The sequence below is a fragment of the Paraburkholderia sp. CNPSo 3076 genome (genome assembly GCF_026343935.1).
GTDB classification, from domain to species: Bacteria; Pseudomonadota; Gammaproteobacteria; order Burkholderiales; family Burkholderiaceae; genus Paraburkholderia; species Paraburkholderia nodosa.
On record NZ_JAPMAL010000018.1, the window covers coordinates 134,890 to 149,230 of the forward strand.

13 protein-coding genes are annotated in these 14,341 nt (G+C 55.1%); 1 reads left to right on the forward strand and 12 read right to left on the reverse strand.

Features of this window, described 5'->3' with window-relative positions; genetic code table 11:
• Positions 1-2: 2 nt before the first annotated feature.
• Positions 3-1,475 (reverse strand): UbiD family decarboxylase, encoded by a 1,473-nt coding sequence (locus M3A49_RS21830; protein ID WP_266230794.1) that lies wholly within the window; start codon positions 1,473-1,475, stop codon positions 3-5.
• Between the two features lie 412 nt (positions 1,476-1,887).
• On the opposite strand from M3A49_RS21830, the gene M3A49_RS21835 reads away from it, so the two are divergent.
• Entirely contained in the window at positions 1,888-2,667 is a 780-nt protein-coding gene (locus M3A49_RS21835; protein ID WP_266230796.1) for an IclR family transcriptional regulator, read from the forward strand.
• A 14-nt stretch (positions 2,668-2,681) separates the two neighbouring features.
• Here M3A49_RS21835 and M3A49_RS21840 read toward each other — a convergent pair whose 3' ends face one another.
• From M3A49_RS21840 to M3A49_RS21890, 11 genes are all read right to left on the reverse strand, one after another.
• A complete protein-coding gene (locus M3A49_RS21840) occupies positions 2,682-3,278 on the reverse strand; it encodes a UbiX family flavin prenyltransferase (protein ID WP_266230798.1) in 597 nt (198 codons plus the stop codon).
• Positions 3,279-3,832: 554 nt separating this feature from the next.
• Positions 3,833-4,144, reverse strand: coding sequence for a 2Fe-2S iron-sulfur cluster-binding protein (locus tag M3A49_RS21845; protein ID WP_323183239.1), 312 nt, complete (start codon positions 4,142-4,144; stop codon positions 3,833-3,835).
• Positions 4,101-5,168, reverse strand: a complete 1,068-nt coding sequence (dmpG, locus tag M3A49_RS21850; protein ID WP_266230802.1) for a 4-hydroxy-2-oxovalerate aldolase — start codon at positions 5,166-5,168, stop codon at positions 4,101-4,103. Before dmpG ends, M3A49_RS21845 begins: the two co-directional genes overlap by 44 nt.
• 60 nt (positions 5,169-5,228) lie before the next feature.
• Positions 5,229-6,170, reverse strand: coding sequence for an acetaldehyde dehydrogenase (acetylating) (locus M3A49_RS21855; protein ID WP_266230804.1), 942 nt, complete (start codon positions 6,168-6,170; stop codon positions 5,229-5,231).
• A 10-nt stretch (positions 6,171-6,180) separates the two neighbouring features.
• On the reverse strand, positions 6,181-6,978 hold the full coding sequence (locus tag M3A49_RS21860) for a fumarylacetoacetate hydrolase family protein (RefSeq protein ID WP_266230806.1): 798 nt from the start codon (positions 6,976-6,978) through the stop codon (positions 6,181-6,183).
• On the reverse strand, positions 6,975-7,901 hold the full coding sequence (locus M3A49_RS21865; protein ID WP_266230808.1) for a catechol 2,3-dioxygenase: 927 nt from the start codon (positions 7,899-7,901) through the stop codon (positions 6,975-6,977). Before M3A49_RS21865 ends, M3A49_RS21860 begins: the two co-directional genes overlap by 4 nt.
• Before the next feature lie 26 nt (positions 7,902-7,927).
• Positions 7,928-8,758 (reverse strand): alpha/beta fold hydrolase, encoded by an 831-nt coding sequence (locus M3A49_RS21870; RefSeq protein WP_266230810.1) that lies wholly within the window; start codon positions 8,756-8,758, stop codon positions 7,928-7,930.
• Positions 8,759-9,769: 1,011 nt separating this feature from the next.
• Positions 9,770-11,008: an NAD(P)/FAD-dependent oxidoreductase gene (locus tag M3A49_RS21875; RefSeq protein WP_266230812.1), complete on the reverse strand. Its 1,239-nt coding sequence runs from the start codon at positions 11,006-11,008 to the stop codon at positions 9,770-9,772.
• A gap of 86 nt (positions 11,009-11,094) precedes the next feature.
• Positions 11,095-11,412, reverse strand: coding sequence for a 2Fe-2S iron-sulfur cluster-binding protein (locus M3A49_RS21880; protein WP_266230814.1), 318 nt, complete (start codon positions 11,410-11,412; stop codon positions 11,095-11,097).
• Positions 11,413-11,654: 242 nt separating this feature from the next.
• Positions 11,655-12,611 carry an NAD(P)-dependent oxidoreductase gene (locus M3A49_RS21885; protein WP_323183240.1) on the reverse strand — a complete coding sequence of 319 codons (957 nt, stop codon included), beginning with the start codon at positions 12,609-12,611 and terminating at the stop codon, positions 11,655-11,657.
• Positions 12,493-13,785: a Rieske 2Fe-2S domain-containing protein gene (locus M3A49_RS21890; RefSeq protein ID WP_266230818.1), complete on the reverse strand. Its 1,293-nt coding sequence runs from the start codon at positions 13,783-13,785 to the stop codon at positions 12,493-12,495. Before M3A49_RS21890 ends, M3A49_RS21885 begins: the two co-directional genes overlap by 119 nt.
• Positions 13,786-14,341 lie beyond the last annotated feature (556 nt).

Sequence of the window (14,341 nt, forward strand, 5' to 3'; positions counted from 1 at the left end):
GTTTATCTCCCGCTCTTAAGCGCCGCCAAGCGACCGACCAAGGCATCTATTTCGTCTCCCGCAGGCGGATTAACCATCTCTGCCTCACCGATGAAATCTGGATGCGCATAACTCGTTGCATCGATGATGAGGTGATGCCCTTTCCCCGGGGTGATAGCCGACGGGTCAACCGGAACCATTGCGGTGTTGGGGATAACGATAATGTCATCTGCACGCGTCCGCGTGGATAGAGCCCACATGACTTGATTGAGGTCGAAAGGATCGACATCAGCGTCCACCAGTATCAGGTTTTTTAGATACATCACCCCGTGAGGCGTGCCCAAGGCACCGAAAGCCACCGATTTAGCGAACCCGGCCATTCTGTTTCGCACAGAAATTATGGCGGTAAGGCCATGCTGGTATAGCGCATTAACGGCCGTCACCTCGGGAAAAGATTCGCGGAGCTTGGCGAAGATTGGTGCGGATGTGTTGAGGCCAATCAGGGTATCGTGCTCGGTCCAACCGCGACCGATATAGATATTTTCAAAGATGGGGTCGCGTCGGTGAGAGACCGCGGTCACCTGGAACACAGGTGCGCGGCGAAGGCCGCTGTAGGAGCCGGGAAACTCGCCAAACGGGCCTTCTACCTGTCGCTCGCCGCGAATCATCTCCGCCTCGATGACAAATTCGCTGTTCGCGAGAACATCTACGCCATTTCCGCTTTCCGTGAGCGTGAGAGAGCAACCCATCATGGACGACGCATATTCGTACTCGGATTCATCATATCCGACAGGGGTGCCGGCGAATAATGTAAGACCCGGATGGTTCCCAATCATTACCGAGATCTTGAGCGCCTTTCCTTCAGTTTCCGCTGCCATGATTTGGCGACCCATGTCGTGGGACGGAATGGTAAGCAAGGTAAAACGATTGGGGCCGTGCAGCTGGAGCCGGTAGATTCCGACGTTTTGCTTACCGAAATTCTCTGGGTCCAACGGGTCTCGCGATGCGACTGCTGCCTTCGCAATATAGAAGCCCCCATCTTGTTCATTGATGCGATAAAGCGGAAGTAAGTTGAACAGATTGATGTTCTGCTCCACGCGGCACTCGTTGACGGCAGCCTTGTCAAACGGGACCCGATGGATCCGGGCTCCGCCACGCCCCCACCGACGGGTCACTTCAAAAAACAGCTCACGTATGGTTGTTTCCTTCGAACGGCCTAGCAAAATCGCCATGTTTGTCCAGGAGCCATGGACGCCAAGCACCATACGTTTATTTGCATATCCGACCATGTTCTGAAACATGATTGCGGGCGCGCAGGCAGCATCCCGTGCGGCGGCCACTGCGATGTTACGGATGCCCGGCTCAGGCATGACTGGGTCGGGCCAGTCGACCAGCTGGCCCTGATCGTCGAGAAGTTCCAGGAAATCGCGGAGGCTGGACAGCGATTTGGCCCTATCCGAAATGCTCAGGCCAATGTTGAAGGTCGAATCGGACAAAATTTGTCTCCCGATGAGAATATTGGCGATCCGGAATTTGGTGTTCGCACCGCGGACATTTCCGATATCAGTGTAGATGGAATCTCGTCAAGACCGCGGAGCCGCGCCCCGACGGCCCCAGTGGTGCATGCCATCCGTGGAAGATGCGATTGAACAGGACAAAGATACCGGACTCGAAAATTTCGCCGGGGAAAACTTGGCCGACATGCCGAACGACCATGCGTAGGCTATAGTCACAAACGATTCCAAATCGAGGTTCATTATCGCTCCGCCGTGGATGGTTTCTGACTAGAACTGCGGCATCTTGGTTCTCGCGTCGTTCATTGAGGGATCCTAGCGATTCCGTAGATCGTACCGAAGAGTGATCGCCGAATCAATTTACACGGCGGGGACTCGCTCATATAATGAGCGAATGAAACATCCGATCTTGCCTCTTGAGTCGCTTGACGAAGGCAACGCATCATCCTTGGATAAGGGGTTGCGACTTCTCACTGCGGTCATTCTTGATCGCGGGCAGGTCAACCTGTCCACGCTCGCCGACGAGCTGGCGATTCCGCAATCTACAGCGCGACGGCTTATGAGCACGTTTCAGAAGCACGGATTCGTATTGAGGGCGGAGCGTGGTCGGTACGTCCCGGGCGGGATGCTCCGCAAACTGGGACTCGCCATCGATGAACATGAACTCCTGCGCCGGGTTGCGAGACCCTGCGTTCGTCGCTGCGCGGCTGAACTCCGCGCTACGGTACACCTTGGGATTCTCGTGTCTGGCATGGTGACCTACCTTATAAAGGAGCACGCGGGGACGCAGGCCGGTTTTAGCCGTGAGGGGGGCGCGCTGGAGGCATATTGCTCGGGCGTCGGGAAAGTGTTGCTAGCACAGCTTCCTTACAAGCAGATAAAAGAATATCTGTCCGAGGGTCCCTTTATAGCGTTAACGGCGAATACGATTACGGAACCCCGCGCTTTACTGCGGGAGCTGAAGCGGGTGAGCAGGCAGGGATTTTCCATCGATGACGGAGAATTCTCGGATGATATTTTTTGTGTTGCGGTGCCGTTAGAGTTGGCGACAGGCTTTTCTCAGGTGGCCGGGCTCTCAGTCACCCTGCAATGTCGACCATCAAGCAGAGAAGTTGTAACTTATGCTGACGCTCTCAGACGTTGCGCCGCCGAGATCCGCAGCCGCATCGCCTAATATTAATGGATTGATCAGCTTTTGGTGTTGAAATTCAGGCCAGCCCAGCGGCCAGCATATTCCTGCTCAACGTTCAAGAGGTCCAGAACGCGAATGCAAGTATGGTTTACCAGTTCGTCTATCGTTGTGGGTAGCATGTAAAACGCTGGTACGGGCGGGCATATGATGCCGCCCATGTTCGTAACCTGCGCCATGTTCTCAATATGGGCAGCCGTGAGCGGTGTCTCCCGGGCCATCAAAACAAGCTTGCGACGTTCCTTCAAAATGACGTCTGCCGCACGCGTCAGGAGATTGTCAGAACTGCTGCGGGCGATCGCGGACAAGCTTCGCATCGAACAAGGCGCAACAATCATCGCTTCGCAACGATAAGAGCCGCTCGCGATTGGCGCAGCGATATCTTTGATGTTATGCGTTTGATCTGCCTCCTCTCGAAGCCGTGCTTGCGACCACCCAACCTCCTGCCTCACCGTCAGCACACCTGCGTCAGACGTGACCAGATGTGTCTCCCAGTCCGGCATCGAACGCAGCATCTGTAAGAGCCGGACTCCGAAGATAGCACCCGTTGCGCCGCTGATGCCGATGATGACCCGCTTTTTACGATCAGAGCTCAATGTTTTTTGTCCAAAATTTAGATCCTAGTTTCGCCTCGGCGCTCCCTGCATGGATCAGGTTATTAATCAGTACCCTCGCCTCTTCAAGCAACGGAATGTTCAAATTCGTTTGGCGTAGTCTCGAATACCGTTTCGAGCCTCCATGGCGCCGCTATTTTTTCGTAGTCTACGAAAGGTCGGATGCTGATTGACCGAAAAGATTTTGGCACAGCGCCCGACCTCGAGTCCGAATACTCGAGCGACTGTGCGCGCCAGCACGCACTGTAAATTCATATCGGTCAGTTTTTCATCATTGAAGCCTTGAGCGCACGGAGTCGCTTGCTCGTTCGCACCACGAGATCCACGCTCAATCGGCCACATCGACTTTCAACGTGCCGATTGCTAACGCTAGACTAGTCCCTCCGGCACTGCTTCACTATTCCGACGAGGATGAAACTATCTTGACGTTCACTCCGTACTTGTCCGGAAATATTCAGGCAAAGCTTCCTGCTCCCGAATAGAGGTGCAGAGAAAATTTCCGTGGTTAGATCGGGTCTAGTAACTAGCGATCACGATCACCCTAAATCATCTGAAAGCTCCAGATCTTCAACCGGGTACAATTGACATGCCAAGACGATGCCAGCGCCACCCTCCTCGGGCGAGATGTGGCGTACGCTCATCCGCCCCGTGTGATAACGACCTACAAGGACCCGGACCTTGCATACGCCACATCCGCCGCCCCGACATCCGACAGGTATAAAGGTTGCGCCGCTCCGCTCCATCGCGACAAGTACGCGCTCGCCTCTCCCGCACACGATAGCTTCGCCCGTATGCCACTTGATCTCAGGCATGTTGTGCAAGCTCGCGTGCAAGATCCAAAGCGACATCGGTTATCATATCCTCCTGCCCTCCAACCATACGACGACGCCCCAGCTCCACCAATATAGACCGCGTGTCGAGATTGTAGATTTCTGCCGCCTTTTCTGCATGTCGCAGGAAGGAGGAGTACACGCCCGCATAGCCTAGCGTCAGCGTTTCACGGTCAACACGAACAGGTCGGTCCTGCAGCGGACGGACGAGATCCTCCGCCGCATCCATCAGCTTCATCACGTCGCAGCCATGGTTCCAACCCTTGCGATCGATGGCGGCGATAAAAACTTCCAGCGGTGCATTGCCGGCTCCGGCCCCCATGCCAGCCAGCGATGCATCAATGCGAACGGCACCTTGCTGTACGGCAACAATCGAATTGGCCACAGCCAGCGACAGATTATGATGCGCGTGTATTCCGCGCTGCGTTTCAGGCTTTAGTACCCTGTCGTAAGCTTCAAAGCGCTCTTGCACGCCTTCCATGTCGAGCGCGCCGCCACTGTCGGTCACATATACGCAATGCGCGCCATAGCTTTCCATCAGCAACGCCTGCTTCGCTAGCGACTCTGCATCGATCATATGGCTCATCATCAGGAATCCGGAGACGTCCATTCCGAGATCTCGAGCAATGCCAATATGTTGCTTACTGACGTCTGCCTCGGTGCAATGGGTCGCTACACGGACTGACCGCACCCCCAGATCGTAAGCTCTACGCAGTTCGTCGCCTGTACCTAAACCTGGCAAGATAAGCGTGGTCAGGATGGACTTCGTAAGGACCTCGGAAACCGCTTCCAGCCATTCCCAATCCGTGTGAGCTCCGAATCCATAATTGAAACTGGCGCCAGACAGGCCATCGCCATGGGCAACTTCGATTGCGTCAACCCCGGCCTCGTCCAAAGCTTTCGCAATGGTGCGCACATGATCGAGGCCATACGTGTGACGAATGGCGTGCATACCGTCTCGTAATGTCACGTCTTGAATATAAAGCTTGGCCGTCTTTGGTTCGAAATTCACAATGAGATCTCCAACGTCAAATGCGCTCATCCGTTGCAGTAGCAATGAGTCGCACGTACATTTAGGTGTTCTTTATGTCTGCCCGTTGACTCACGCAGGCGCACGCTCAGCGACGATCCTCTGCGCCAGGAGTTCGCCGGTCGCTTTCGCGGCTGACGTCATAATATCGAGGTTCCCCGAATAGCTTGGCAGATAATCCCCCGCGCCTTCGACCTCCAGAAAAATTGAGGTCTTAATTCCAGTGAATTCGCCATAGCCGGGAATCTTGAGCATGTTGTTCTCGCCGAAGTGCTCGAACTGCACATCCTGTTTCAGACGGTAGCCCGGTACGTACGACTGGACTTTTTTTACCATCGAATCGACGGATGCGCGGATTGCATCTTCATTAGCGCCCTCAGACAAGGTCAACACGGTGTCGCGCATTATCATTGGCGGCTCAGCGGGATTCAGGATGATAATTGCTTTACCCCGCCGTGCGCCGCCTACTTTTTCGATCGCCTGCGAGGTGGTGCGCGTGAACTCGTCAATGTTGGCGCGCGTCCCCGGCCCCGCCGAACGCGACGAAACCGAAGCGACTATCTCGGCATAGTGGACCGTCGCAACCTGACTGACTGCCGCCACCATCGGAATGGTTGCCTGTCCACCGCAAGTCACCATGTTGACGTTAGTTGCTTCCAGGTTAGCCTCCATGTTGACAGGAGGAATAATGAATGGTCCGATCGCGGCCGGAGTAAGGTCAACCATCTGCTTACCGTCAGCACGTAGCGCAGCATCATGAACCTTGTGGGCATAGGCCGAAGTCGCATCGAAAACGATATCGATATCAGCATAGCTCGACATCGCCTTCAGCCCGTCGAGTCCTTCGTGCGTCGTGGCGATGCCGCGTTCCCGCGCCATCGCGAGGCCTTCGGAGGCAGCATCGATTCCAACTACCGCGATCAACTCCATATTAAGCGGATTTTTTACCATCTTAATCATCAGGTCGGTGCCGATATTGCCCGAGCCAATGATCGCTGCCTTTACTCGTGTCATAGTGTTACCTTTAGACGAAACGGGCGATGCAGCGCCCGATACCATGAAGTTCCATCTCGAAGACGTCTCCAGCAGTGGCCTTTGCGAGGGGAACCAGAGACCCAGACAAAATGATGTCGCCTTTTCTTAGAGTCTCACCGAAGCTGCCCAAGGTATTGGCAAGCCACGCAACTGCCTGAAGTGGCGAACCTTGCACTGCCGAGCCAAGCCCTTCCGACAGCGGATGTCCATTTTTTGTGACCGTCACTTTAAGGTTAGGCAGGTCATAGTCCCGGGGATCTACATGTGCCTCTCCAAGTACGAACACGCCACAGGATGCGTTGTCAGCGATCGTATCCACGATCGAAATATTCCAGTCGTCAATGCGGCTATCGACAATTTCAAAGCAGGGCGCAATGCTCGCGGTAGCATCAAGCACGTCCTCCGCCGTCACGCCAGGTCCCTTAAGATCGCTCTTGAGGACGAACGCGATCTCCGCCTCAGCGCGCGGCTGAATGAGACCCACCGCATCGACCCGTATATCTCCCTTAATCCACATGCTGTCGGTGAGAAAGCCGAAGTCGGGTTGATGAACTCCAAGCATGTCTTGAACTGCTTTGGACGTGACGCCGATTTTTTTCCCGACAACCCTCTCACCTTCCGCGCACCGCCGTCCAAGCGTTCGCAGCGAGATGGCGTAAGCATCTTCTATCGAAAGCGAAGGATGAGCTTTCGATAGCGGGGCAATTGTGTACCGCCCGAGCATCGCCCGGTGAAGATCGCCACTAAGTTCCTCGATAAGTTGGTCGCGATTTGGCGAGATATTCATGTTGCTACCGCCAGGAATCTATCATGTACCGCTTGCTCATAATAAAAGATAGCCTTACCCGCCTTATCGACGGTCCACCGCCGGGTCGGGTTATCCGGATAGAAGGAATAACCTCCGGAAAAAATCTCATTTCGATTGCCTGAGGGATCGAAGAAATAGATCGTCTGTCCTCGCGTGATACCGTGGCGTGTGGGTCCGATGTCCAACGGGATTTTATATCGGGCGATGACGTCTGCGGCGTGGCCAACGTCGTGCCAGCTCTCAACATTGAACGATGTATGGTGTATGCGATCATCTTCGGCAAAGTGCAGCAAAGCAAGATCGTGGGCCTTCGTACTGCACGAAAGAAAGATGCCAATTTTGAAGCCGCTTTCAGGGTCGATCAATTCCTCGGCGACGGCGAAGCCAAGCACCTCGACAAACAGCGCTGCGGTCGCGGAAACGTCCTTGCCCATCAACGCGCAATGATCAAAACGCTGGGGACGCATGCCATGTGGTTCTACCATCCATAGATCAGGATTCAAGATCACGGGAGCATCGGGGGACAACTGCATCTGCGCATACAGATCAAATGTATGGCCCGTGGGCGCCACGAAGCGCAAGCGCCTCCCAAGCGTCAGTTCGAAATCTTCTGGAAGCCACGTTGTTTGTACGCCTCGCGTCGAAAGCGCTCGATCGAACGCATCCAGCTCGGCTTCGCTGGCAACCTTAAAGCCCATAACATCCATGCCAGCGCTGTCTGCCTGCCTGAGCACTACGCTATGGTGATCAAACTCGTCCGAGCACCGGAAGAGAGCGTGGCCTTTGGGGCCACCTAAAACCTCTTGCAGGCCTATGTGATCTCGATAGTGGGTCCGAGCTGCCTCCAGATCCATTACGCGAAGTTGCACATAGCCGGGACGCAAAACACCGGTCATAGCCATAACCTTGCTCCCAAAGTATCAGACACTCAGGATAATCCCTTGTCGAGGAAATTTGCCACTATGGCGTTGAATGAATTCGCACGTTCAATCTGTACCCAATGGCCGCAGTCGCCGAAGAGGTGCAGATCACTGTGTTTAATCAGCCCACCCAGTCGGACAGATACGTCGACAGGAATGACCTGATCGTGAGAGCCATGAAGAATGAGACACTCGTGCTCTATCGAAGCCACCTCCTTTTCCTCGCTGACGAGCATCGAGAGGCATGCCTGGCGGTCCGTGCGTCCGAATGTGGATGCATAAGATTCCTGCACTTCTGGGCGGATGCTGGCCTCGTAACGCAGACGGATGAGTTCTGGAGTGATACGTTTATTATTCCATGCAAGATAGCCCAGTGCGCGCTCCATGTTTTCAAGCGAAGGCTGATAATTCCAAACGAAATCCAATCCTTCCGTCACTTTGAAGTCGAGCGTCGCAGCACCCATCAAAACAATTCGCTTCACTCGATCGGGATGAGCGATTGCAAATGCTACCGCTATTGCTCCTCCGAAAGAATTTCCTACCAAGGAAACCTTGTCCAGTTTAAGCGCGTCAATCAGCGACAGAAGATGATTGATCCAAACACCTTTATCTGTTATCGGATCAACCGGTGGCTTGGTATAGCCGAAGCCGACCATGTCGGGAGCAATGACACGAAACTTGAACAACAACTGCGGGATGGTGAATTGCCAGTTAGCCCATGCTGAGACTCCGGGACCGGATCCGTGTATCAGTACCACGGGATCCCCTTCGCCCACGTCGTGATAATTTGTCAGCCATTCGCCGGCCATTATTGTTCGGCCGATTTCGGGATTAGACATAAAGTCTCCGCATAATTCAATTGTAGTCCTACAAAAGTGAAGCTTGCGCGATTCGCGTTTCTTCGCTTGGATCATGTTAAAGCGAGGACGGTCCGACGAACAAGTGCTCTAGAAACCCGTACGCTCATATGATGGGCGAAAGACGGAGACTGCCTCAGAGTGGCTAACCTGTCTATTCATCCCTTCTCGAGATGTGCATTAGATGAGCCGAGTTGGCCACGTTGCGCCTGCGGCTGTTGAGGGTCGCCGTCCGCGTCATCGAAGCCAAAACATGGATCCGCGTCGCCTTCGCGGAACCGTCCGTCTTCCAGTCCATCGCCGGCCTGCTCAGTGTGGCACGAATAGACCCCACAGCCGCGCCACCGAATCCGCGGAGCGATCGTTCAAATCTGCAAAGTCCTTGCTCAAACGCGATCAAACCAGGCCATTTCAGGCCGCAGCCGATTGCCGCTACCGCCTCGGCTCATCAAGGCACCTTCGTGGCTCCGCCCTTCAGGTACGACCAAGAAGCGGTGGGACTAACGCGAAGGCTGTCTTGGCCGGTTGGCGAAAGCGGCCTGCACGCTGTAGCGGTTGCGCCCCGGAAGGAAAAGGCACGTCGGCGAGGCCTGTTTTGCATCTTCCATAACGCCATCAAACGGCCACCCTGTTTGCATCAAGCTGCCGGCCACATGCGCCCGGGCAGCGGCGATAGAAGTGGCTCAATCCCATCCGATATGTCCTGCATAATGCCTTGCAGCTGCTCCAGCCACAGATCCAGGCAATCGAGACTCTCAGCCTCGGTCGCGGTCCGCCATAGCCGATTTCCTCGCATCCTGTACATTCTTCTCGATCTGGCCTGTCTTCAAGACTGCTGCCGGGTTACAGAAACTGCCCTCGAAAAAGACCATTGCTCACCATCGCCAGTATGGACTGTAAGGCCAACAACCATGCGGACGAACCGACCGTCCGCATCGTGGGTTTGACCGCAAAATGCCCCGGTGGAACGGGAAGGAGAGCTGCCGTCGCCTCTCAGGCAGTTGCGGCGGCGACGAGCTCCTTAAGAGGCTTCGTTGTGTCCGCAAGGCGATCGGTAGAAACCGCCCTGCGATTCTGAATCAACAATTTGCCGTGCACGTAGTCGCGCGCGGCATTCACGCAGTCGAGCGCAATCACCCGACCGCGGCGAAGGTAGATCAGGGAAAAGGCCTTGGTGGCGGGATCGCCGCGAAGGACCGTCTGGTCATAGCCGGCAGAAAGTCCTACCGTCTGCAGCTTAAGCTCATACTGGTTTGACCAAAACCAAGGGACCGCATCGTAGGGCTCGTGTAGGCCCGTAAGAAATTTTGCGACGGTCGCGGCCTGGTCGTTCGCATTCTGAACCGATTCCAGCCTTATCGTCGCGCCCTGAGCATAGCGATTACGATGGGCTGCACAGTCGCCGACGGCAAATACGTCGGGAAGACTCGTCCGGCAGAATTCGTCCACGTCGACGCCATTCGATGTTTTCGCTCCTGGTGCTTTCAGTGCTTCGATCGCGGGAATGATCCCGATGCCGACGATCACCATATCCGCCGGCAGTACTTCGCCATCGACTAACCGGACGCCACTCATGACCCCGTCATCGCCCTCCACGCATTCAACCTGCGCGGACAGGCGCAGAGCGACGCCATGGCTGCGATGTTCGGCTTCGTAGAAGCGAGATAGCGGTTCTCCTGCCACGCGGGCGAGAACACGATCCAGTGCTTCGATCAGCGTCACATGCTTTTCCAACTTGCGCATTACAGCAGCTGCTTCCAGGCCGATATAGCCGCCGCCGATGACGACCACCTTTTCGACGCGGGGTAATTTTTCCTTCATCCGGTCGACGTCAGCACGCGTGCGGACATAGTGAATGCCAACAAGATCACGACCAGGGCAAATCAGCTTCCGGGGTGCGCCGCCCGTCGCCCAGATCAACGAACCATATCGGATGACGGAGCCGTCGCTCAATACGACCTGGTGCAAATCGGCAAGAACGCGTTCGACCCTGCGTCCCAGCAACATGTCCACCCTCCTTTCCTGCCAAAAAGCAGGGGGCCGTATCAGTATGCGCTCGAAGCTCTTGTCGCCGGAAAGATAGTCTTTCGACAAAGGCGGCCGCTCATAAGGCGGTTCCGCCTCTTCGCCAATGATAAGGACGCTGCCTTCAAATTTGCGCTGGCGGAGCGTCACGGCCAGCTGGGCGGCGGCATGGCCGGCTCCCACGATGAGAACATCAAAACGGGCCATGTATTCCCCCGGTCGATTACTTGTCAATCTGTTTCAAAATAGTCACTCGGCAGGCACACCACACCGCCTGAAAACTAAAAGTCCGCTCAGTCTTTCGGAGCAATCTGCACCCGCAGCCCCGCGAGTGCGTCAGAGTATGTCAACTGGCAGGAAAGGCGGGACTTGTCGCTTCGATGATCCGAGCTGTCCAGGAGATCGTTCTCCTGATCGGTTATCTCCGCAAGTGCTTCGGTCGGACCTCCTTCCACATATATGTGGCATGTCGCGCACGAACAGCAGCCGCCGCACAATGCGAGCAACTCGTCGAGCCCCGCGTCACGGATGATCTCCATGACGCTCATGCCGACTTGCGCCGCCAACTCATAAACCTCACCCTCGCGCGTGGTGACAATGATCGCGCTCAAACTTCACCTCCTTTAAAATACTTGCCGGCCTCGCGAACGCGCACGGTCTGTTTCGAATACTGTATCGTCGCGGCAGCCCAAACCGCGTCAAATTATTTCGCCGCCAACTTCCAATTTCTCCGCCAACTTCCCGAAGCGGCCCACCTCGCTGCCACCTCACGTCTGTTTCCGACTGCTGACCCTAAAATATCACCGTACTAACGGCGAATCAGGATGACCGGCCACGCAATTTGTACCGTTGATCATATGGGTTTTGCATCGCGGGCACGTTCAAGCTGAGCGACAGCGTCCGCCGCCAGAGTCAGCGGCAACCGGTGTTTCTCGGCCTGATGGAGAATTGTCCGCAGATCCTTGACGGCATTCGCAAAGATCGTCGCCACAGGCTCGCCCCGCTCCAGCCCGCCTTCGAGAAGATTCCTAACGGGGGAGCCTGCCGCGCCATTCCTTAACAGCCGAAGAAGCTTCAAAGGAGTTATGCCAAAAACTTGGCTCAACTCGAACGTAGAGTCCCACAAAGCAGCGCTGCCTGCTACGATCAGCTGGTTACAGCACTTGACCGCCTGCCCGGCACCTGAAGAACCTACCGGAAGCAGTTCGGCAATATACTGTTTCAGTAATGGCTCAACGCGTGTGATAGCCGCCTGTTCTCCGCCCAGCCAACTAACGAGGCTTTCTTCTCCATTCTGCAAGGCGTGGCGGGAAACAGGGGCATCTACCCAGGATAATCCGTGGGATTGCGCTCTAAGTGCCATAGCGCGGCACTCATCCGGATCCATGGTTCCATGATCAACAATAATGCCACCTTGCGCCATCGATCTAGCGACGCCTCTAGAACCAAAGACCGCTTCGTCTACGGCTCTTCCGTCTTTAACGCATAAGATAGTAACGTCGGCGTCTTCGGCGGCCAAGGCGGGATCGGAGTAGGTCCTCATCCCGTAGCTGCGGGCTCTTTCCCGTTTATCAGGTGCCGAATCGTACACTGACAAGGAGTGTCCCGTACTCGCGACGCACACGGCCATAGGCCATCCCATACGGCCGATTCCAATCCAAGTGACGTTTGTCATTGATCTGAGCCAGCCTTCATTCAGCAACCTCTCCCCACGCCGGGACGCTTGAAGTCTCTGCTTTGACGATTTCGAGTGCGTCGACATCCCGTGGAAGCACAATCTCAATGGACCGGACTCTGGTCCCCTCGACATTCGCGGCTTCGTCGGGTTCGTTTCCTTCCATCAACCTCTTTACCGTCTTGAGCAGCCTCCGACGGACTTCGACAATCACCTGATCCGAAGTGGTCAACTTCTCAAGGCTCCGATCTGCGATCCACGTCGGCCCTTGACTCTGAGTTACGGCATAATCCTGTACCGGAATGGATTTGATGCCCGTAAAGCTGCGATGCTTTTGATCTGTTCGGTCGATTAGATAGTCGTTAGTAATGTTGGCTTTCGTCGTGAAGGTGCCAGGAATCATTTCTGGGAAGAGATTCAAATACTCCATCGCCTTCCGATCGTAGTCGGTCAATGGACCGTCGACATTCGCATGTAGCCGAAAGTGCATCGTCGTTTCATCGTCGATTGGAACGCGAATGTTTGTCGTATGTGCGAGGCCTTTTTTTGCGGCGATGAGCGTTGAGAACGGAAGCAACCATTGCGTGGCCCGCCAACTATAATGCTGGTCATCGGCCTTGCGCCGCGCCAGGCCCAGAATGCCGTATGCCGTATGGTGCACCGAGAATTTCGGCGCGGTATCTTGGAAAATGGCAGCGCCTAGATGGCTCGCTTGCCCGTCTGCACCAAGGGGCGCTTCATCCACCCGGTTATGAAGAAAGCTGACGTGGCTGGAATCTACATCACCTTCCATAAACTGCACCCAGTTGCCCTTAAGTACGATCTTCTGGATATGAAAATGACCAGCAGGTAAATTGAAGACCGGCGTCGGTGGGAACGGAGGCTGTAGTTCAGGCGGACCCATATAAGTCCAGATCATCCCGCTTTTTTCTTGGCAGGGGTAAGATTTTGTCCGAATGCTCCTTTTGATATTTTCGCCCTTTTCAACATTTGGCAGATCGGTGCAATTGCCGCTCACGTCGAACTTCCAGCCGTGGTAAGCACAGCGCAGGCCACATTTTTCATTCCGCCCCCAATACAGGCTTGCCCTGCGATGAGGGCAGTATGCATCGATCAGGCCAATTCGGCCCTCACTATCGCGAAAGGCCACGAGATCCTCACCCAAGAGCCGCACTCGCACGGGCGGATCGTCTGGACTGCCTACCTCTTCCGCCAGAGCGGCGGGAATCCAAAACCGGCGGAGCAAATCGCCCATCGGCGCACCGGGTTCAATCCGAACCAGGAGTTCATTGTCTTCACGTGAAAGCATCTTTACATCCTCGTACGAAACGCATAACGGTCTAGACCTTGTGCGCATGGCGGTCCGACCTCGGATCATAATAATGTCTAGTTCAAAATACGATTCCAAACAGATCCGCGCCGTCAACGGATGATTAGCATTGCTACCTAGATCAGCAGTAGTGCTGACTCAGGTCCGCCGAATCGGTTCGTCTTGTCTCGTCGTGTTCTCTCAACACGAACGGCAATTTACCTGCGATTAAGTTCGGAAAGTTACCTTCGACGTGGCCGTTTTCCTCCGACCACCTTGAATTTTGTCTCCACAACGTTCGGTCTGGATGCACGGATTTCTTATGCACTGAAAACCGCGATTCTCTCTGAGAACTTCCCGGACAGACCTTGCTTTGTTGTCAATTTAGCTGATTGAGTGCCTGTAGGCAATGCCGATCAGTCCCGAAACGCTCGTATGTTGAGCAAATCCATCAAACCTGCAGTAAGGGGCGGTTGGCCACCCAATTAGTCACTATGGCCAGCCCTGCGAGTATCGAGGTAGGCCCCGACGTCTGCGCTGACACTTTCGCATGTCG

What these genes read in the sequence shown, in the direction of transcription:
- M3A49_RS21875 (WP_266230812.1), bottom strand. Translation starts at nt 11,008, where the DNA reads ATGGCCCGTTTTGATGTTCTCATCGTGGGAGCCGGCCATGCCGCCGCC.
- M3A49_RS21885 (WP_323183240.1), bottom strand. Translation starts at nt 12,611, where the DNA reads ATGTCGAGGGGACCAGAGTCCGGTCCATTGAGATTGTGCTTCCACGGG.
- M3A49_RS21845 (WP_323183239.1), bottom strand. Translation starts at nt 4,144, where the DNA reads ATGTCGCTTTGGATCTTGCACGCGAGCTTGCACAACATGCCTGAGATC.
- M3A49_RS21890 (WP_266230818.1), bottom strand. Translation starts at nt 13,785, where the DNA reads ATGCTTTCACGTGAAGACAATGAACTCCTGGTTCGGATTGAACCCGGT.
- M3A49_RS21835 (WP_266230796.1), top strand. Translation starts at nt 1,888, where the DNA reads ATGAAACATCCGATCTTGCCTCTTGAGTCGCTTGACGAAGGCAACGCA.
- M3A49_RS21860 (WP_266230806.1), bottom strand. Translation starts at nt 6,978, where the DNA reads ATGAATATCTCGCCAAATCGCGACCAACTTATCGAGGAACTTAGTGGC.
- M3A49_RS21870 (WP_266230810.1), bottom strand. Translation starts at nt 8,758, where the DNA reads ATGTCTAATCCCGAAATCGGCCGAACAATAATGGCCGGCGAATGGCTG.
- M3A49_RS21865 (WP_266230808.1), bottom strand. Translation starts at nt 7,901, where the DNA reads ATGGCTATGACCGGTGTTTTGCGTCCCGGCTATGTGCAACTTCGCGTA.
- dmpG (WP_266230802.1), bottom strand. Translation starts at nt 5,168, where the DNA reads ATGAGCGCATTTGACGTTGGAGATCTCATTGTGAATTTCGAACCAAAG.
- M3A49_RS21855 (WP_266230804.1), bottom strand. Translation starts at nt 6,170, where the DNA reads ATGACACGAGTAAAGGCAGCGATCATTGGCTCGGGCAATATCGGCACC.